The following is a 20,526-nucleotide window of genomic DNA, read 5'->3' on the forward strand; positions in this document are numbered from 1 at the left end:
CTTCTTTCGTATAAATCCGATTTATAGTGTACCTTGCATCGACTATAATAAGAAGAGATGAAACCGAAACTTATTGGAGAAATCCGACTTCATAAGGGGATGAATATGGGTCCGTTTATTACATTTACTGTACCGCCATTTCCAGTCTATATTGCTTCAGGCAAAGGTGTATTCCACCCAGGAGAACGACATATCTCCAGAATTTTCACCGTATTTGATCTTCTTTATGTCACGAAAGGTGAACTGTGGATCACAGAAGACGAGGTGCCTCATCACGTAAAAGAGGGAGAATATATCATCTTATCACCGGGACTTGCCCATGGTGGACATCTGCCATGCAAAGAAGAAACACTTTATGAGTGGCTGCATTTTTCAATTGATTCATTTGAGTTCACAGATCGGCCGAGAGAACACTGGTTTGATATGAAACAAAATCAAGCCACTTTTGAAAAAGCAGCAAGCTATGAATTTCGTCTGCCCCGAAAAGGAAAAGTGAAAGGGGGAAGCGTGCTACAGAAGCATCTTTCAGCGATGCGCGCTTTAAATGATGATGCGTCTGAACTTCAGCTCAAAAAGCAGCTTCAATTTGAGGAAATGCTCATTCATTTACAAAAAGAAGCATTTCATATTCCAAGTGCAAAGGAGACTGTCGCTTCAGAAGTGGTTCACTATCTTGAACGTCATTTTACGCAAAAATTACAGATGGAGAAGCTGGCAGAGATTCTTCATTATCATCCTGATTACATGACAAGGTGCATGCAGACCGTGTACGGACTGACGCCGAGCCAGTACATCAATCGACTCAAAATTGAAAAAGCCAAAAGCCTGCTTGCTTCAACGAATGAAAAAATAGCTCTCATTGCAGAACATGTAGGCATTGATGACCCTACTTATTTTTCAAAGCTGTTTCGGCAAAATGAAGGCATGACGCCTATCGAGTATCGTCATCTTGCTAAAAGAACGACAAAGTAAAGGAACGTGAACAGATGAAAGGAAAAAAAGAAGAGATTGTGAGCATACGTCCATTAGACGAAACCGATTTAGAAGTGGTATGGCATTTAAGGTTTAAAGCACCAGACCAGGCTTATCGAAAGTGGAATGCACCATATTTTATTGAACATGACATATCGCTTGCTGCATTTAAAAAACGCTATTTACAGGATGATTCTGTCCTGCCAAAACTATTTGGCATTGATGTCGGAGGTGAATTAAAGGGCACAGTTTCTTATTATTGGGAGAATGAACGCACACGCTGGCTGGAGTGCGGGATTCTTATTTATGACTCACGTTTTTGGAATGGGGGCGTTGGAACAAAGGCATTGCGTCTATGGATCGATGAACTCTTTTCACACATTGATATCCCACGCATCGGTCTGACCACCTGGTCTGGAAATGAACGCATGATGCGTTGCGCAGAGAAATGCGGGTTTATCCTTGAGGGAAGACTGCGTAAGGTTCGTTACTATCAAGGGGAGTATTATGATTCGATGCGGTATGGAATGCTGAGAGAAGAATGGCAAAGCCTTCCACACCATTCATTTGAATAGTTGTTTTTAAGATTAGGAAAAAAGTATAGTAAGATTCAATAAATTGAAAAAGAAGGGAGGCGGATAAATGTGAAATGGATTACAGGTTGGTTTGTATCCATATTAGTCGCAATCTACCTATTCGTTGATGCACCAAAACACGGGAAAAATAAATGGTTATGGGCCATCTTAGGCCTTTTACTCGGGCTCTTCACACTTGGAATATATCTCATTCAAACAGGAAGAAAAGGGTTGGGCTGGACAGTACTGATTGTGTCCATTTTCATCTATGCGATTGCCATCCTCGTCTTTGTCTTGTACTTTCTCATGCTGGTCTTCGGGTACTCCAACGCAAATTAAAGAGTACGGCTGTGGTGATTTGTTTCACTTCAAGTTGCTACCGATTGATGGTTTGATTGCGCAAAAGCATCTTAGGATCAATGGTGATGGGGCTCGGGCAGGATGATCCTCATGTTTAACCATCTTATTTTATCTCATGTGGCTCACTGCTTTGGTCAAGTAAGTCCTTCATAAAGAAGGGCTTTTTTCTTTTATTTTTTGAGCAGGGACACCTGCAATGACAATCCGCTCTTCATGAAAGGAGCGATTCACTACTGCATTTGCTCCGATGGAAATATGATTCGCAATATAAATGTTTCCAAACAGTTTAGCGCCAGGGCCGATCCATACATGATCTCCGATGACGGGCACATCTTTTTCATGATGGTTTTGACCGATATTCACGCCTTGATGAATATCACAAAACGCACCGATTTTGGCATGCTTGTTCACAATCAACAGCCCAGTATGGTTGATTCTGAGCCCAGGTCCAAATACACCAATTGGGATATCAAAGCCAAGCTGCATGCCTTTCTTTTTATGTAAGTAACGATAAAACCATTTGCGTAACGTAGCACCGCTATTCGTATAGTACTCATATTTTCGTAAATATCTTTGATATTTCCAAATATCATCCCCAAGCCACTTTGGTCTTTTTCGATTGATGGCAAGTGCTTTCTGATCTTGTGCCAAGTAGTGGTGAAGGTCATGCTTCGTTAAAATCATCAGATCTCCCTCGATTCCCTTTCGTTTCAGAAAAATTATACCATTTTACCCATTTATATCAAGATAAACTGACGTTCATTCTTTATTTTTCTACATTCATTTCATTCGGCCGCCCTGTATCAAACAAGGGCGTTACAACGAATAGAGCAAAAGAACCAGGAGAATTGATTTGTAATTTTTTTCAACATTTTTCATGATCAAACGTTACATCGCCTTATGGCTGTAGATGTTTGTAAAAAATACACGAAATTACTCGTTAAAAAGAGAAAATAGCATTCATATGCTTTTAGAATCATCTTTTTGAATACAATTGACTTTCGTATCTTACATCCTCTAGGCTAGTAAATGAAAATGATAATCTTTATCAATTGGAGGAGTGTTTTATTATGTCCATCAAAACCGTTTCTAAAAATCAGCAATTTTTAGAGCAACAAAGTCAAAGAGAATCTAATGCAAGGTCTTACCCGAGACGGTTCCCATTAGCCATGCAAAAAGCCGAAGGTATGATCGTGACAGATGCAGATGGTAGAAAATTTTATGACTGCCTAGCAGGTGCAGGAACACTTGCCCTTGGTCACAATCACCCGGTTGTTATAGATGCTATTGAACGTATGCTTCATGAAAAAAGACCGTTGCATACGCTGGACATCACTTCAGAGATTAAAGAAGAATTTGTGAATGAGATTTTTTCTCACTTGCCAGAAGAGTTTGCAAAAAGAGCAAAAATTCAATTTTGTGGACCAACTGGTGGTGATGCTATAGAAGCAGCAATTAAATTAGTCAAGACAGCGACGGGAAATCGTTCCATTCTATCATTCCACGGAGCATATCATGGTGCTACGCATGGCACGATGTCATTAAGCGGCAACTTATCGCCAAAGGAAAGAGTACAAGGATTAATGCCAGATGTTCACTTCCTGCCTTATCCATATGAATACCGCTGCCCATTTGGAATTGGCGGTAAAGATTCACATCGCATTTCCAGCTCTTATATTGAGCGTGTATTAAATGACCCTGAGAGTGGAATTCTCCCGCCAGCAGGCATGATCTTTGAAGCGGTGCAAGGGGAGGGCGGCTCCATCCCGGCATCAATTGAATGGATACAAGAAATGAGACGAATCACAAAAGAAAAGGGAATTCCACTTATTATTGATGAGGTTCAATCAGGCATCGGTCGAACTGGTAAGATGTTTGCCTTTGAACATGCTGGTATTGTGCCAGATGTCATTGTGTTATCAAAAGCAATTGGGGGAAGCCTTCCGCTATCCGTTGTGATTTATGACAAAGACTTAGATCAATGGAATCCAGGTGCACACATTGGCACGTTTAGAGGAAATCAAATGGCGATGGCAGCTGGAACTGCTACGCTTAAATATATAAAAGAAACCAATCTGCTTGATCATGTAGAAGAGCTTGGTCAGCGTATGCAGGCCAATCTAAAAGACATTCAAAAACAAGTGCCTGCTCTCGGTGATGTGCGAGGAAGAGGATTAATGATTGGTGTTGAAGTTGTGAATCCAGATGAGAAACAGGATGTGGACGGCAGTTATCCAGCAAATCCAGAGCTAGCCAGTCTCATTCAAAAGAATTGTTTCGATAAAGGCTTAATTGTGGAGACAGGAGGCCGTTTTGGAAGTGTGATTCGATTCTTACCGCCTTTGATCATGACAGAAGAACAGCTTGAAAAAGTCATCACGATTTTTAAAGAGGCAGTTTACGATGCAGTCAACTAAACCATCTGTCGATTCATTATTTATTCAACAAAGCCAGCTTGGGAGGGAGTCCTTCCAAGCGGCACTCTACACATCCATCGACAGCTTACTAGCAGAATGGCAAACAAGCAGAGGACCGTATAGCGGAATATTGCCTGGGAAATTAGCGACTCATGTCGAATCGTTATTCCAGATTCAACCGGCTGGTGAATCCATTGAGTCTGTTTTTCAAGATATAAAAAATCACCTTTTACCGCATTTAGTTGATGTGTCACATCCTAAATGCCTGGCACATTTGCATTGCCCACCTCTTATCCCTGCTCTTGCAGCAGAGGTGATCGTAAGTTCCTTTAACCAATCAATGGATTCCTTTGATCAAAGCGGCATTGCATCTTTGGTTGAGGAGGAAATCCTCAAGTGGTTATGTGAAAAGTTTTCTTATGGAGAACGAGCAGATGGGACCTTTACGAGCGGTGGAACCCAATCTAACTACATGGGACTGCTTTTAGCAAGAGATGCATTTTGCGAAAACACATGGCAATGGAATGTACAGCAGAAAGGGTTGCCGAGCGAGGCAAACCGTATGCGGATTCTTTGCTCCAAGAATGCCCACTTCACTGTGAAAAAATCAGCATCTCAGCTAGGTTTAGGTGAACAGGCTGTTGTGTTAGTTGAGACGGACGAACATCACCGAATGGACCTGCATGATTTGCAGAAGAAGCTTATGGAGCTTAAAGAGCAGGATTTGCTTCCATTTGCAGTCGTGGCGACTTGCGGGACAACTGATTTTGGCAGTATTGATCCTGTACGTGACATATATGACATGGTGAAGCCTTTCGGTTTGTGGATTCATGCAGATGCTGCCTATGGAGGAGCGCTTGTATTAAGCAAAACCTTCCGAGGAAAATTAGATGGCATCGAGCTTGCTGATTCGATCACGATCGACTTTCATAAGCAATTTTATCAGCCGATCTCCTGCGGGGCATTTCTACTAAAGGATAAAAGACATTTTGGTTTGATTGATTACCATGCAGATTATCTCAATCCAAAGGAAGATGAACTGGAAGGCATTCTGCATCTCGTGAATAAATCTGTTCAGACGACGCGCCGGTTTGATGCGCTAAAACTCCTTCTTTCTCTGCGTATGATTGGAGAAGAAGGATTTGCAAGTATCATTGACCATACCATCCATTTTGCGAAAGATGTGGCTACGTTGATTGAGAAAAATGATCATCTTGAGGTGATCAATCCTGATCCAGAAATCAATGCAGTCGTGTTCCGTTTTATGGATGATCATCAAGCAGAGGACATCAATAAAATCATTCATCGCACACTTTTCCAAACAGGAACGGCTGTCGTAGCAAAAACAGTAGCCGATGGTCAAACTTGCTTAAAATTCACTTTGTTAAATCCGAGAACGACTATTACACATATTGAGGAAATCCTTTCTGACATTGTTGATATCGGGATCGCTCATATTCAATCCGGGAGGGTACTACGTTGAGTCAATATAAACAAATGGCTGAAAATGCAACGATGCAAAGCTTTTTAAACTGTTTTTTACGTGAAACAGGAATTGATCGATCTGCAAAGAAAGAGACAAAAGCAGACGGCTCACTTGTATTTGTAGCAGCATTAGCAAAACAAGATCTTGAGCTTGTCATTCCGATTCGATATTTTTCGCCTGTAGGCCGTCATCTCTTTGATTTTCCCGTTCGATTTCGCCCGCAAGGCAGTGAGCAACAGGGAACGATCGTCGATTACACCACACTTGTTGCTTTATGTTCAAAGGAACTTCTCATTGAATACGGCCGCACAGATGCAGAGGATGAGTTCATGCTTCGCATCATTTTAAGCTGCCGGAATATTGAACGATTCATCAGAGAGAGAGAAAGTGATCGAGCAGCTCTTTCTTCAGCTGATTTTGAATATATCGAAGCGGAGCAGTCACTTCTTCTTGGGCATTTAACGCATCCTACACCAAAAAGCAGACAAGGAATGACAGAAGAGGAGGAAGCTATTTATTCTCCTGAGCTGAAAGGCTCTTTCCAGCTTCATTACTTTAAAGCGCATCCGTCAATTGTGCTTCAGGATTCTTCAATTTCACAGTCTGCGGCAAGCCTCATGTTTGAGGAGCTCATGCGCCAGATGCCAGAAGAAAAAGAGAGACTGACGACGTTAACAGAAGGCGGTCAATATGTTCTGATTCCGATTCATCCGCTACAAGTCCAAGTGGTCATGGAAAAAGCGTTCGTCAAGCGTTATATAGAGGACGGGATGCTGACGTATTTAGGGCCGCTAGGGTCTGAATACACAGCGACATCTTCCTTTAGAACGGTCTATCAAAAAGACTCTGCGTACATGCTTAAATTCTCTGTCCCTGTAAAGATCACAAACTCTTTACGCGTTAACAAACAAAAGGAACTTGATCGCGGAGTTGAGATGTCTCGTATCTTAAAAACAGAATTAGGCGTTTCTTTATATGACAAATTCTCTGGATTCCGTGTGATTGAAGATCCTGCGTATCTATCTATTCAAGGGGATGAGACGGAATCTGGCTTTGAAGTCGTCATTCGTCAAAATCCATTTTTGCATCATGAAAAAGGGGCAAGCTTAATTGCAGGGCTATGTCAGGATCATGCATATGGAGAAAAATCACGCCTTTCAGGCATTATTCATGAACTAGCAGACGCTGAAGGCAGATCAACAGAAGATGTCAGCCGTGATTGGTTCACACAATATTTATCGATTGCGTTAGAGCCGATGCTTTGGCTGTTTGAAACGTATGGTCTTGCCCTTGAAGCCCATCAGCAAAATGCTGTCGTACAGCTAAAGAATGGATATCCGCACACATTCTATTATCGTGACAATCAAGGCTACTATTATAGTGAATCGAAAAAGGATCAGCTTGCGAAGCTTGTTCAAAACTTAAGCGTCAGAAGTGAAACCATTTGTGCAGACGATGTAGCAGTTGAGAGACTGCGTTACTATTTCTTCTTTAATCATTTGTTTGGTCTTGTGAATGGTTTTGGTACAGAGGGGCTTGCACAAGAAGAAGATTTATTAGCCCTGATTAGAGACACACTGCTTGCGCATGAAGAGACATATGGTGCATCTGAGCTGACGAACAGTCTTCTCCGGTCACAGGAGCTGCCTTCAAAAGCGAACTTACTCACTCGGTTTGAAGATATGGATGAGCTCACGGGTTCTTTAGAAACGCAATCCAGGTACACGCCTGTATTGAATCCCCTCTTTTTACATAAGGAGGCGCTGATTGGATGAGGCATCGAATTGGGTTCATTCGCGCTGAATATGAACGGGACGTCCAGCTTGTCCACAAGTGGATGCAAGAAGAGTATGTCCACCCATTTTGGCATTTGAATATTCCATTTCCTGCTTTTGAAAAGCACTTTTATCAGGCCATTCATGATCCGCATCAAACCCTTTATTTAGGAACCATTGATGGCACGCCGATGAGCTATTTTGAAGCATACAATGTGAAAGGGGATATCATTGAATCGTACTATCAGCCTTCTCCGCATGATCAAGGCATTCACCTGTTAATTGGAGAGCCAGATTATGTAGGGAAAGGATTTGCGGCTCCGCTGCTTCAAGCCATGACAGCATTTCAGTTTGAGCAGAACAAACGAACAGAAAAAATCGTGGCTGAGCCAGATATTCGGAACGAAAAAATGATTCATGTCTTTGAAAAGTGTGGATTCGAACGTGTGAAACCAGTCACTTTACCAGATAAAACAGGTCTTTTGATGTTTTGTCATCGAGATCGATTTGAAAGGAAGTATAACCATGACGCGGTTCAACAAGCAAAATAATGTAGTGGATGTCATTGGGATTGGCATTGGACCATTTAACCTAGGGCTTGCTGCATTATCTGAAGAAGTAGATGAAATTGACGCTTTGTTTTTTGAAAGAAGTGAAGCGTTCCACTGGCATCCAGGTATGCTCATTGAAGGGACAACACTTCAAGTCCCCTTTTTAGCAGATCTTGTCAGTATGGCAGATGTGAAAAGCAAATATAGCTTTCTCAACTATTTGCAGGAACAAAACCGTTTGTATTCATTTTACTTTCTAGAAGACTTCCATATCCCGCGCAAGGAATATAGCCATTATTGCCGCTGGGTCGCGGATCAATTAGATTCTTGTCGATTTGGCATGAATGTCGAATCTGTCTCCATCGTTGAAAAAGATGGAGAAAAACGATATGAAGTGCATGTCCGTCATGTGAAAGATCAAACGGTAGAGGTGTTTGAAAGTAAGCATCTTGTTTTAGGTATCGGTACACAGCCTGCGGTACCAGCATCTCTTCAGCCAGCTTTAGGGGATCGGGTGTTTCATTCTGCTGATTACTTGAAACGAAAGAAAGAAGGCTGTTTTAAAGGAAAATCCGTGACGGTCATCGGTTCTGGTCAAAGTGCGGCAGAAGTATTCTATGACATTTTATCAGACGATGAGGCGAAGGATATTCATTGGTTTACACGCTCTAAAGGGTTTTTCCCAATGGAATATTCAAATTTGGGTCTTGAGTATTTCTCTCCAGACTATATTGATTTCTTTTATGAGCTTCCGCAGCCTAAAAAAGATGCGCTATTAAAGCAGCAAGATTTGCTGTATAAAGGCATCAGCTCAGCGATGATCCGAGATATTTATCACTTGCTTTATGAACGTTCTGCTTGCGGAGAGCAGCTGAACACCGTGCTGCAGGCGATGACGGAAGTCAATTTGATTGAGGAAACGAGGGACGGCTTATCGCTTTCATGCAATCAATGGGTCAAAGAGGAATCCTTTACGCATGAGACAGACATTGTCGTCTTGGCAACGGGCTATCAATCTGTATTACCGCCATTTATTGATCCGATTTCCCATCATATTCAGTGGGATCATCAAGGACGCTTCCAGGTTGAACGTGAATATCGATTGAAAACAAACACATTAGGTGAAAATGATATTTTTGTACAAAATGCAGAGCTTCATACACATGGAGTAGGCGCACCAGATTTAGGGCTAGGGGCGTACCGAAACAGTGTCATTATCAATGAACTGGCTCGTCGACCTGTGTATCCACTTTATCAAAAGCATGTTTTCCAGACATTCGGTACACATAAACACGCAAATACATTTGAAGAAATCAAAGGGTAAGGAGGATGAACCGATGAGTGTACAAGATGAATTGAAAAAAGCGGTCAATCCTGCTGCTTGGAAAAAAGCAAACCAACGAATGGTGGCAAAAATGCTGTCCGAATATATGTATGAGGATATGCTTCATCCCGTTCAGCTAGATCATCAGGATGGCATCGCCCAATATGAATTAATCATTCACGAACAGAAGAAATATCGTTATCTCGCAAAACCTCGTTTGTTTGATAGTTTTGATACGATTGCTGAATCGATCGAGTGCTGTCAAGACGGAACATGGACAAAGGATGTTAGTGCCATTGTGTTTTTACTAGACATTCAGCCAATCATCCCAATGTCTTCTGAAACAACTGGCCATCTGATCAAAGAGCTTCACCATACCTTGTTAGCGGATGTTCATTTGCTGTCGAAAAAAGCACTTCGTGCAGATGAGTTAACGGATACAGATTACGCATGGATTGAAGGCGAGATGACGGGTCATCCTTGGATCGTCTATAACAAAGGGCGTATTGGATTCAGCTACAATGATTACTTAGCCTATGCACCTGAAAGGCAGGAATGTGTGCAGCTGTCTTGGATTGCTGTTCACCGAGAACTTGCGACATTCCATGCGGTCGATCATGAGAACTATGAGCACATCATTGCCAAAGAATTAGATGAAGTCACGATTCGTCAATTCCAACGTGTGTTAAAGGATGAAGGGCTAAATGCGGCTGATTATTATATGATGCCTGTTCATAAATGGCAGTGGACGCATATGATCATCCAGCATTTCCCCGAAGATTTAGCCATGCGCCGTATTGTGTATTTAGGAGAAGGGCTGGATCAATATATTCCACAGCAATCGATCAGAACCTTTACGAACATCTCAAATAAAGGCAAGCATCATATTAAACTGCCAATGAGTATTTTAAATACGCTAGTGTACCGGGGGCTCCCATCAGAACGTACGGTGATTGCACCTCGTATTACAGCACATATTAAAGGAATCGCCGATCAAGACGCCTTTTTATCCGATGTATGCCGCGTGATTTTACCAGGTGAGAATGCGAGTATCAATGTTGATCATCCTTATTACAGCAAGCTACCTGGTGCGCCATATCAATACCTTGAAATGCTTGGTGTCATTTTTAGAGAAAGCATTTATACGTATTTAGATGAAGGGGAGAGCCCTGTTACGTTGGCGGCACTGACTTATGAGGATCATGAAGGTGAGCCTTATCTGAAGCAGCTCATTGAAAAATCGGGTCTGTCAGCAAAAGAATGGATGGCGTCATTCTTCCATGTTGTCATGCCGCCGCTTCTGCACTTTATGTATCAATATGGCACGGTCTTTTCACCGCACGGACAAAATACAATTCTTGTATTAAAAGATCATAAGCCGCATCGTTTGGCGATCAAAGATTTTGTTGATGATGTGAACATTAGTGATCAACCGCTGCCTGAATTGGCTTCATTAGAAGAAGATCTAAAGGAAGTGCTGCGTAGTGAGCCGCCTGAGGGTCTTGTACAATTTATTTTTACGGGCCTGTTTATTTGCAATCTTCGTTACGTGTCAAACGTGTTAGACAATCACAATCTGTTAGATGAAACGACGCTTTGGCGCTTACTTGCAGAAGAAATTCAGCAGTATCAAAAGCAATTTCCACAACTAAAAGATCGTTTTGCTTTATTTGATCTATTCCAGCCTCAGCTGACAAAGCTTTGCTTAAACCGTAATCGCATGATTGATTATGGCTATGGAGATGGAGATGACCGGCCGCATGCATCAGAGCATGGCAAGGTCACAAATGCACTCGCTCAAGTTCTCTCATCCGTAGGCGAAAAATAAATAAGAAAAGCTGTAGACAACATCTGTCTACAGCTTTTTGATTTTTTAAGAAAATGCTTGTGAGGCCAGGAAATAGAGAAGCGCAGGATCGTTCTGCTTTTCGTTCCCGCGAATCATCATAAAATGTGCGACGTTTGTTTTCGTAAATCCTGCTTCTACAAGTGATGCATGCAGGCGTTCAGCTGTTTCTTCCTGCATATCTAAACGAAAGGCGCCAGAATAAGACGTGAGAAGTGATTGAATGAGTAATAGCGCCGTTTGTTCATCGTTTGCTGCAAGCGGGCCAATCATCAGATTAGCTGGTGTTTCCACACCAAACGCGAAGCCGGTGATTTCGTGGTGTTCATCCTTTGCGATCAGTTTAAATGCTGCTCGCTCCATTCGTTTTATTAAGAAGTTTGATCGATTGGTTCCTGCGCCTTTTTCATCCAGTCTTTCAATAGACGGGAGGTGCGTTTCATCAGCGGGAAAAAGATGAATCTGATGTGACGGATGAAGCGCACTAGGATTTGTTTTTTGTGCTTTGTATGTATGAATATAACCGGCTGTCTGAAAGCCGATTTTTTCATAGACTGGCTGTCCTTGTACAGTAGCCGTTAAAACGACAGGGACACTTGGATCACTATGACGAAGCAGTGTGTCAATCATTTGACGGGCAAGACCGAGGCCTCGATGTGTCTCAGATACAATGACCGCTCCAATTGATGCCACACTGTCATACTGAAAAAGTCCAGCGCATGAAATGACTTGTCCGTCAGTTGTTGTAAAACCGGTAAAATGTCCATTTGTTAAAAGAGATGTGAGCTCTTCCGCATTGTAATCAGGCCAATCGACCTCTTTTGACAATGCGACAAGGTCTGGTATGTCATCAAGGGTTAAAGATCGTTGAATAACGTTTGGCAATACACGCAACTCCTTCTTAGCTGATTTCTCTCTATGTATCGTACCATAAGAACGCATAAGAAAAAGGAAAAGGGGATACCTTTTCCTTCACCGTGTAGACAAACTCCGTTTTGGTGCTCCCTTTTCCTTTTGTCTAGTTTAATAATTGAGGTCACGGTTGTATTCATATTCAAAGGTGAGCTGTAAGTTTTTAATTGAGACAACGCCTACTTTAATTAACCGTCCACCGATCAATTGAGGAACCTCGGTTGCATTAAAAGAAACAAAAAAGCGGTCTTTTGCTGGCACTTGACTTGTTTTATAAGAAGAGATGTCAACTTTTTGACCGTTCCAAGGTACGTTCACTGTTCCGCCTTTTAAGGAAGAGACGGTGAATACATAATTATATGCATTTGTACTGCCTTTTTCAGCTTCTAATGACAGGCCAGTGACAACGGCATCCTGCGGCAAGCTGCTTAAATCAAAAGAAGAATTGGGAGATCCGGCTTCATTGAAACTATTCAATGTGGCAGGTGATCCATATCGTTTCGTTGTGCCTTTTTCAATACTCTTATCAAAGACAATACGATACATGTTGTCCTCTTCATTTAATAATTGCTTTGGTTTGACGGCTAAATAGTAGTCAGTGCTTGCGGCAATTTTCGGCATATGGATGATTTCATTTTGGTTGTTTGTCCGCACAGAGGAAGACACGAGTGACCCGCTCTGATTGTAAAGATAAAGATCGAAATCATTTCCAGCTTTCACATTGACGAGTTTGATAGAAAAGCGGCCATCTGCTCCATCAAATTTAGAGCTGGTGAACCGGTAAAAATCAATGTCATTCATAGAAGAGATACTGCCTTCGTGATATAAATAGGTCTTGTTTAGATGAAGAGAGTGCTGTAAGAATTGAGCTTTTTCCATCGTATCATTGTTTGCATAATCACTGTCTGGATACAGATGCTCCAATTCTTCTGTATAATATTTTGTTTGTTTCGTAGACGTTTCACTTGCTTGAGCAGGTGATTGGAAAAGAGGGCTAGCGATAAAGAGGCCTGTAAGCAATAAAACCCCGATCTTCTTTTTGAACATGACAAACATCTCCTTTTAAGTAAATGACTTTCATTTATAATATCGGTAAATAAACGTATTTTTTCATATATATTCCATTTTTATTTATAAAAAGAACCTCCAATTCAGGAGGTTTTTTTAGTGAACGTTAAAATATCGAGCTTCAGGATGAGAAACGACAATGGCTGAAACGGATGCTTCAGGCTCCATCATAAACCCTTCTGTGAGATGAATCCCGATTTTTTCTGGCTGCAGCAGATGGAATAGTTTTTCTTGGTCTTCTAGATTAGGGCACGCTGGATAGCCAAAGGAATAGCGCTGACCTTGATATTTGGCTTGGAACCGTTTCTCCATCGTGAAATCGACTGGGTCTGGGAATCCCCATTTATCACGAATTACTTGGTGCGTTCGTTCAGCCAATCCTTCTGCAAGCTCAAGTGCTAAAGCTTGGACCGCATGCATTTTTAAATAGTCACCCTCTTGTTTAAATTGCTGCGCAACCTCTCGTATGCGGGCGCCAGCCGTCACTGCAAATAAGGCGATATAATCTTTCTCGTTCTCTCCGCTTTTCCGCACATAATCAGAAATAGACCGGTACGGAAGTTTTTCCTGTCTTGGAAATTGGAATGTCTCAATGACGCGGTCAGGCGCTTCTGGATCATAGATATGCAGGTCATTCCCATTTGAACTGGCAGGGAAGAATTGATAGACGAATGCAGGTGCAAACCAGTTTTTCTCTCTGCCTTCTTGAAGAAGATCTGTGATCAGCTGTTTTAACTCCAATGCTTTTGGATGCTGTTCAGCCAAGAGCTTTTTGACCTTTCCTTTTAAACCGAGGTGATGGCCGATCAGCATTTGCTCATTGACATAGGGCATTATGTGGTGCAAATCAATATCCCGTACATAATGGCGTTTCGTATTTTCTGGCGTGAAAATGGCTGCCTCCGGAAGTGTCGCGCGTTTTTCTAGTAATTCAATCACAGCTTTTGGCTGCGTTGTTTCTTTTTCCTTATGGAGTGTTTCTTGTTCCTCTAAGGGTTTTGTTTGAAATTGAAGAGGGTTCATTCTTAATTCATTCGCTAAAGACAGGCCGTCCATTGCATCTTTGGCGTAAAGGACGGGGCCATCATATTGAGGCGAAATTTTCATCTTCGTAAACTTCCGTGAAAGCGCTGCGCCGCCCACCAAAATGGGAACAGAAATGTTTGCTTTTTGTAAATCTTGAGCGGTCAAGACCATTTGCTGTGCTGATTTGACAAGTAAACCTGATAATCCAATCATATCTGGCTTTTCTTTTTGCACCGCTTCAATCAATGTTTGTGGGGTTACTTTGATTCCGAGATCGACGACTTGAAAGCCATTATTGCTCAAAATGATGTCGACCAGGTTTTTCCCTATATCATGGACATCTCCTTTGACGGTGGCGAGGAGAATCTTCCCTTTGCCGCTTGCGTCCTTTTTCTCCATAAATTGCTCAAGGTATGAAACAGATGCTTTCATGACCTCAGCGGATTGGAGGACTTCAGCTACGATCAATTCGTTTTGATTAAAAAGGCGCCCAACCTCTGACATTCCCTGCATTAATGGTCCATTGATGATATGAAGAGGTGATTCAAATTTCTCCAAAGCAAGGGCAAGGTCATCAATCAGGCCTTCTTTCGTCCCTTCGACGACATAGAGTGCCAGCCTTTCATCAAGTGATAAGGAGATCTTTGGTTTCTTCTCTGTTTTCTTTTTCCCGCGATAAAATTGGGTGAACTCAGCAAGGGTTTGATCATTTGTTTCATAAAGTAAAGTTTCAGCCAGCTTGATTTCTTCCTTTGGAATTGAAGCAAAGCGTTCAAGCTTTTCAGTATTCACGATCGCATAATCAAGTCCTGCTTTGACGCAGTGATACAAATAAACGGCATTCAATATTTCTCTGCCGACTGGTGGGAGTCCGAAAGACACGTTACTAATGCCTAAAATGGTGAGACATTCAGGCAGTGCTGCTTTGATTCGCTCAATGCCTTTAATCGTCTCTTCAGCAGCACCAATATACTGTTCGTCTCCAGTACCTACTGGAAAGACAAGCGGGTCAAAAATGATATCACTCGCAGGGATTCCATATTTTTTCGTGAGCAGGTCATGGGATCTTACGGCAATTTCAAGTTTTCGATCTGCTGTGACGGCCATCCCTGTTTCATCGATTGTTCCAACAACAAGTGCGCCGCCATATAGCTTGACAAGCGGAAGAATCTCTTCAAAGCGCTCTTCTCCATCCTCTAAATTAATAGAATTGATAATGGCTTTTCCTTGAGAATACATGAGTGCTTTTTCGATGACATGTTTATCGGTTGAATCAATGACAAAAGGAGCTTTCACTTTTTTCATGGCTTCTTTTAAAAAGCCTTCCATGTCTGCTATCTCATCACGATCAGGGTCTGCTAGACACACATCAATGACGTGAGCGCCATTTTTCACTTGAGCACGAGCAATTTCTGCGGCCTCTTCAAACTTTTGTTCTGCGATGAGCCGTTTGAATTTGCGTGAACCAATGACATTTGTGCGCTCACCAACAAAGAGAGGGCGCATCGCTTCTTCATAAATGAGGGGCTCGATTCCTGATACGGTATGCGGTGATGACTCATGCGACATGCTGCGGGGCTGAAGCGGACGTACTTCATCTGATAATGCCTGAATATGTGCAGGCGTTGTACCGCAGCAGCCGCCGACGATATTTAACCAGCCTTCTTTTGCAAAAGCGGCGATTTTTTTAGCAAGCGAACCAGGGGATTCGTGATATTGCCCTTCTTCATCTGGGAGACCAGCGTTTGGATAGCAGCTGACAGCCGACTTTGCGATGGAGGAGAGTGTACGGATATGGTCTGTCATAAATTCTGGACCAGTTGCACAGTTTAGTCCGACGCTGATTGGTTTCATATGCTCAAGTGAGATATAAAAGGCTTCAATATCTTGGCCTGCAAGGGTAGTGCCCATCGGCTCAATCGTACCTGACACCATAAGTGGCAGCTCAATACCGGTTGCTTGAAAGGCTTCTTGAATGCCTTTAAATCCAGCTTTGACATTCAGCATGTCTTGACTTGTTTCTAAAAGAAGAGCATCACATTTCCCATCAATCAGGGCGCGGGCTTGTTCTTCATAATTTGCAACGAGCTCTTCAAACGTTGTGCCGCCTGTTACGGATAATGTTTTTGTAGTGGGCCCCATTGCGCCTACTACAAAGCGGGGCCAGTCTGGCGTCGACAAACGGTCTGCTTCACGCTTTGCCAGCTGAGCTGCTTTTACGTTCAATTCATAGGCGAGATGGCCAAGTCCATATTCATCGAGAACGAGCTTCGTCGCACCGAATGTATTTGTTTCAATGAGGTCAGCACTTGCCTCTAGGTATTGCCGGTGAATCGTGGAGATAATGTGAGGGGCTGTGACGTTTAAATATTCGTTACAGCCCTCATACTCTTCTCCGCCGAAATCCTCTGCTGTGAGATCGGCGTTTTGAATCATTGTGCCCATTGCACCGTCAAGGACGAGGATGCGTTTTTTGAGCTGTTCAGTGATAGTTGGCATGGATGTTTGGCTCCTTTTCTTTCTGATGGATGTAAGTTGTCAGTTCTGCTGTTAAATCTGATCGAAGGAAAGGGGTAATTAAATAGATACCATTAAACAATTCGCAAGCTGTATCTAATAAAGAGCGGGCAATCGCTAACCCTTCTGTCCGCTGCTTTTCTTTATCTTCGCCTGCCTTGGCCATAATCTCACGAATCGAGTCAGACAATTTAATGCCGGGAATTTCATGATGAATAAACTCAGCATTTCGGCTGCTTGTTAGCGGCATAATGCCGATATAAATCGGTTTATCCAAATGTCGGCTTTCTTCATGAATTTTCACAAGCTGTTCCTCAGAGTATACAGGTTGTGAAATAAAATAATCGGCACCGTATTCGATTTTCTTCTCAAGGCGTTTGACCGCTTTATCAATATGACGGACATTTGGATTAAACGCGCCAGCCACTGAAAAATTAGTCTTTTTCCCTAGTGGCTTCCCAGAGAAAGATAGTCCCTCGTTAAATTGTTTGATCAGACGGATCAAATCAAAGGAGGTTAAATCATACACAGATGTCGCACCTGGGAAGTCTCCAATTTTAGACGGATCGCCTGTGATGGCTAAAATATCGGTTAGTCCAAGTGTGTCCAGCCCCATTAAGTGGGATTGGAGTCCAATTAAATTGCGATCACGACATGTGATATGGACAAGTGAACGCATATCAAGCTGCTGTTTTAATAAAGCGCCGCATGCCACATTGCTAATACGCGGGGTAGCTAGAGAGTTATCGGCCAGTGTGAGGGCATCAATGCCTGCACTTTTTAATTCGTTCGCTGCGACGAGGAATTTTTCAAAGTTCAGCTTCTTCGGCGGATCCAGCTCTACGATAATCGAACGTTTTTTCACAGCCAGCTCGTCAAGACCTGGTTCTGTCCGTTGATCTTGGATGGAAATGATTTCTTCTTTTAATACTTTCACTTCTTTTTCGGTAATAGGTGCTAAATCTTTGACCGCCTCAGCCATAGCACTAATATGCTGAGGGGTTGTTCCGCAGCAGCCTCCAATGATTCGTGCGCCCTGATTTCTAAACTCAAGTGCACTTTTTCGGAAATAATCATTATCTGTATCATAGACGAGTCTGCCTTCTTCAAGGGAGGGGAGACTGCTGTTTGGATAGACAGATAAATGAGAATTTTCCAAAAGTGGAACACCTTCAAGTGCCTGAATCATATGATAAGGGCCTAATCGGCAGTTAATGCCGACGACATCAGCGCCAAGTGAGGATAATTCAGATAAACCGTCTTTTAGCGGTGTACCGTCCTGCAATACACCTTGCTCATGCATGGAGACGTTCAAGACAATCGGAAGCGCTGTTTCTTTGCGAGCAATCTCAAGAACGGCTTTTGCTTCTTCAATATCGTAATATGTTTCAAGCAGTAATCCATCAGGCTCTTCATTTAAAAGGATATAGAGCTGTTCTCTAAAGCTCCGTTTAATCTCATCTAAAGAGTAGGCATTTTTGTTAAATGTTCGAATGCCACCGATCGTTCCAAGGACATAAGCTGAGCCAGCGGCTGCTTTGGCAATTTGTACAGCTTTTGTGTTAATGCGTTTTGTTTCTTCTTCTAAACCGTAGCGGGATAGTTTAATATAATTCGCACCGTATGTGTTCGTTTGGATAATGTCCGCTCCAGCTTGCACATATGCTTCGTGCACTCTTTTGACTTCATCTTCTTTTGATAAATTTAATTCTTCAAAGCAGCGGTCAATGCCATAAGAGTATAAAAGTGTTCCCATTGCTCCATCAGCAATCAGTACGCGATTTTGTAAGTCTTGTAATAGGCCCATTGGTTTCCTCCTTATTTCTATGTAACAAAAAAAGCCTTCTGATAAGAAGAAGACTTTTTGGCTGTATTGAAATTCTTCTTCTTATCTTCCAAGCAGTTGCTTGCTGGATTTAGCACCTTGGTCATAGAAAATAGATTTCTACTACACCGGTTGCTGAGGCTTCACAGGGCCAGTCCCTCTGCCTCTCTTGATAAGAAAGCGATATGAACATGTCAATGAATTGAACTTCCATCAACTGTATCGAAAAAATCGGAAATAATCAATGGAAAATTTGAAATTTATCGAAAATTTATAAATTGGACGTCAATCGGTAAATCTGCCTTGCGCATGAGCGCAATCACTTCTTGTAAATCATCTTTATTTTTTCCTGTCACACGCACTTGGTCATCTTGAAATTGCGACTTTACTTTTATACCAGATTGTTTGATCAAGGCATTGATCTTTTTGGCATTGTCCTTATCAATCCCGCTAATCAGCTTTGCACGCTGGCGAACGGTTCCACCTAGGGCATGTTCTGTTTTTCCGTAGTCAATGTTTTTAGTCGGTACGTTTCGTTTAATCAGTTTTGTCACAAGGACATCCTTTAGCTGCTCCAGCTTGAAGTCATCATCAGAAATGAGAACGAGTTCTTCTTTTTCTAGTGAAATATCACTTTTACTTCCTTTAAAATCATAACGGTTTTTAATTTCTTTCAGTGCTGCTTGAATGGCGTTTTGCACCTCTGGCAGCTCCACCTTCGATACAATATCAAATGAACTTTCTTTTGCCATCACATATGACCTCCAACTATAGATATTGCGTCTATTTTATCATGCCCATATGGGAAGAAGAAACTTTATCGAAGAGAGTTCAGATGTATGCGGTATAATTCAAGTACAGTTTGTCCACTTTAGCTAACAGAACTAGAGATGTTCATGATGACAGAAGTATAGTAGAATAAAGTGAATCAAAAGATGAACGAACGCTCTTTTAAGGGCAGATAGGAAGGAAGAGAACATGAGACCAGGTGAGCAACTGACCTTGCAAATAGATAACGAGATGGAATACGGCTACTTTTTAACAGATGGCGAAGATTCTGTTCTCCTACATCGCAGTGAGATGACAGAGGATATTGGAGATCGTGATGAAGTAGAGGTCTACTTATATGTAGATCATGAGGAAAGACTGGCAGCGACGATGAAAATTCCTAAAATCAATGCACATACATACGACTGGGTAGAAGTCGTAGACGTTGTAGAAGATATGGGTGCTTTTGTCGATATAGGTTTGTCAAAGGATGCACTTGTTGCAACTGAACACCTCCCGCCTTTTGAGGAAGCGTGGCCGAAAAAAGGCGACAAACTATACTGTATGCTCAAAGTGACAAGTTACGGGAGAATGTTCGCAAAACCAGCCACTGAAGATGTGATCAGTGAATTATTTACTGAGGCGCCAGAAACGTTAATGAACAAAGAAATTACGGGAACGATTTATCGCTTAATTGCGACAGGTTCTTTTATGCTGACGGATACAGGCGTGCGTGGATTTATCCACCGCACGGAACGAAAGGAAGAGCCTAGATTAGGATCGACCGTGACAGGACGCGTCATTGCAGTGAAAGAGGACGGAACCGTGAACGTTTCTCTGCTTCCTAGAAAACAGGATGCACTATCTGTCGATGCAGAAGAAATTTTAACTTACATGAGAACGAGAAACGGTGCAATGCCTTACGGGGATAAAAGCGATCCAGAAGATATCCGGGAAAGATTTCAAATGAGCAAAGCAGCCTTCAAACGAGCATTAGGTCATCTGATGAAAAATGATCTTGTTTACCAAAAAGAAGGGTGGACATACGAGAAAAAGTGAGCATTTGCTCACTTTTTTTATTTTTGTCATAAATAATGGTTTTTT

The 20,526-nt window shown here is 42.2% G+C and carries 16 protein-coding genes and 1 riboswitch; of the genes, 10 read left to right on the forward strand and 6 right to left on the reverse strand.

Features of this window, described 5'->3' with window-relative positions; all coding sequences use genetic code 11:
• The first annotated feature begins 105 nt into the window (after positions 1-105).
• The 3 genes from ACNO7B_RS05335 (at position 106) to ACNO7B_RS05345 (ending at position 1,886) form a co-directional block, all read left to right on the forward strand.
• Positions 106-972: an AraC family transcriptional regulator gene (locus tag ACNO7B_RS05335; protein ID WP_025207121.1), complete on the forward strand. Its 867-nt coding sequence runs from the start codon at positions 106-108 to the stop codon at positions 970-972.
• 14 nt (positions 973-986) lie between these two features.
• Entirely contained in the window at positions 987-1,547 is a 561-nt protein-coding gene (locus ACNO7B_RS05340; RefSeq protein ID WP_024720035.1) for a GNAT family N-acetyltransferase, read from the forward strand.
• A gap of 63 nt (positions 1,548-1,610) precedes the next feature.
• A complete protein-coding gene (locus tag ACNO7B_RS05345) occupies positions 1,611-1,886 on the forward strand; it encodes a hypothetical protein (protein WP_035392471.1) in 276 nt (91 codons plus the stop codon).
• Between the two features lie 168 nt (positions 1,887-2,054).
• On the opposite strand, the gene ACNO7B_RS05350 is transcribed toward ACNO7B_RS05345, so the two are convergent.
• Entirely contained in the window at positions 2,055-2,591 is a 537-nt protein-coding gene (locus ACNO7B_RS05350) for a serine O-acetyltransferase (RefSeq protein ID WP_017360201.1), read from the reverse strand.
• A 386-nt stretch (positions 2,592-2,977) separates the two neighbouring features.
• On the opposite strand from ACNO7B_RS05350, the gene ACNO7B_RS05355 reads away from it, so the two are divergent.
• The 6 genes from ACNO7B_RS05355 to ACNO7B_RS05380 are packed head-to-tail and all read left to right on the forward strand — an operon-like array spanning position 2,978 to position 11,288.
• Entirely contained in the window at positions 2,978-4,324 is a 1,347-nt protein-coding gene (locus ACNO7B_RS05355; RefSeq protein WP_417901279.1) for an aspartate aminotransferase family protein, read from the forward strand.
• Positions 4,311-5,807 (forward strand): pyridoxal phosphate-dependent decarboxylase family protein, encoded by a 1,497-nt coding sequence (locus ACNO7B_RS05360; protein ID WP_417901280.1) that lies wholly within the window; start codon positions 4,311-4,313, stop codon positions 5,805-5,807. Before ACNO7B_RS05355 ends, ACNO7B_RS05360 begins: the two co-directional genes overlap by 14 nt.
• Positions 5,804-7,585: an IucA/IucC family protein gene (locus ACNO7B_RS05365; RefSeq protein WP_417901281.1), complete on the forward strand. Its 1,782-nt coding sequence runs from the start codon at positions 5,804-5,806 to the stop codon at positions 7,583-7,585. The genes ACNO7B_RS05360 and ACNO7B_RS05365 overlap by 4 nt, the downstream gene beginning before the upstream one ends.
• Positions 7,582-8,136: a GNAT family N-acetyltransferase gene (locus tag ACNO7B_RS05370; RefSeq protein ID WP_008348567.1), complete on the forward strand. Its 555-nt coding sequence runs from the start codon at positions 7,582-7,584 to the stop codon at positions 8,134-8,136. Before ACNO7B_RS05365 ends, ACNO7B_RS05370 begins: the two co-directional genes overlap by 4 nt.
• On the forward strand, positions 8,111-9,460 hold the full coding sequence (locus tag ACNO7B_RS05375) for a lysine N(6)-hydroxylase/L-ornithine N(5)-oxygenase family protein (protein WP_046343155.1): 1,350 nt from the start codon (positions 8,111-8,113) through the stop codon (positions 9,458-9,460). Before ACNO7B_RS05370 ends, ACNO7B_RS05375 begins: the two co-directional genes overlap by 26 nt.
• Before the next feature lie 13 nt (positions 9,461-9,473).
• The gene (locus ACNO7B_RS05380; protein WP_417901282.1) at positions 9,474-11,288 is read left to right on the forward strand and encodes an IucA/IucC family protein; all 1,815 of its coding nucleotides are present in this window, start codon (positions 9,474-9,476) and stop codon (positions 11,286-11,288) included.
• Positions 11,289-11,333: 45 nt separating this feature from the next.
• Here the strand turns inward: ACNO7B_RS05380 and ACNO7B_RS05385 are convergent, their stop codons facing one another.
• The 5 genes from ACNO7B_RS05385 to ACNO7B_RS05405 all read right to left on the reverse strand — a co-directional run bounded on the left by ACNO7B_RS05385 (position 11,334) and on the right by ACNO7B_RS05405 (position 19,406).
• Positions 11,334-12,191: a GNAT family N-acetyltransferase gene (locus tag ACNO7B_RS05385; RefSeq protein WP_017366994.1), complete on the reverse strand. Its 858-nt coding sequence runs from the start codon at positions 12,189-12,191 to the stop codon at positions 11,334-11,336.
• A gap of 138 nt (positions 12,192-12,329) precedes the next feature.
• Complete coding sequence (locus ACNO7B_RS05390; RefSeq protein WP_041507476.1) at positions 12,330-13,265, reverse strand: hypothetical protein; 936 nt, start codon at positions 13,263-13,265, stop codon at positions 12,330-12,332.
• Between the two features lie 117 nt (positions 13,266-13,382).
• A complete protein-coding gene (gene metH, locus ACNO7B_RS05395) occupies positions 13,383-16,811 on the reverse strand; it encodes a methionine synthase (protein ID WP_417901283.1) in 3,429 nt (1,142 codons plus the stop codon).
• A complete protein-coding gene (locus ACNO7B_RS05400; protein ID WP_417901284.1) occupies positions 16,795-18,636 on the reverse strand; it encodes a bifunctional homocysteine S-methyltransferase/methylenetetrahydrofolate reductase in 1,842 nt (613 codons plus the stop codon). Before ACNO7B_RS05400 ends, metH begins: the two co-directional genes overlap by 17 nt.
• 78 nt (positions 18,637-18,714) lie before the next feature.
• Positions 18,715-18,833: riboswitch (SAM riboswitch) on the reverse strand.
• 81 nt (positions 18,834-18,914) lie between these two features.
• A complete protein-coding gene (locus tag ACNO7B_RS05405; RefSeq protein WP_007499076.1) occupies positions 18,915-19,406 on the reverse strand; it encodes a YajQ family cyclic di-GMP-binding protein in 492 nt (163 codons plus the stop codon).
• A gap of 226 nt (positions 19,407-19,632) precedes the next feature.
• Here ACNO7B_RS05405 and ACNO7B_RS05410 point away from each other — a divergent pair, with 226 nt between their 5' ends.
• Positions 19,633-20,481, forward strand: a complete 849-nt coding sequence (locus tag ACNO7B_RS05410; RefSeq protein ID WP_017360190.1) for a S1 RNA-binding domain-containing protein — start codon at positions 19,633-19,635, stop codon at positions 20,479-20,481.
• Positions 20,482-20,526 lie beyond the last annotated feature (45 nt).

It is taken from the genome of Bacillus sp. AK25 (assembly GCF_048270685.1).
In the GTDB taxonomy this organism is placed as follows: domain Bacteria; phylum Bacillota; class Bacilli; order Bacillales; family Bacillaceae; genus Bacillus; species Bacillus altitudinis.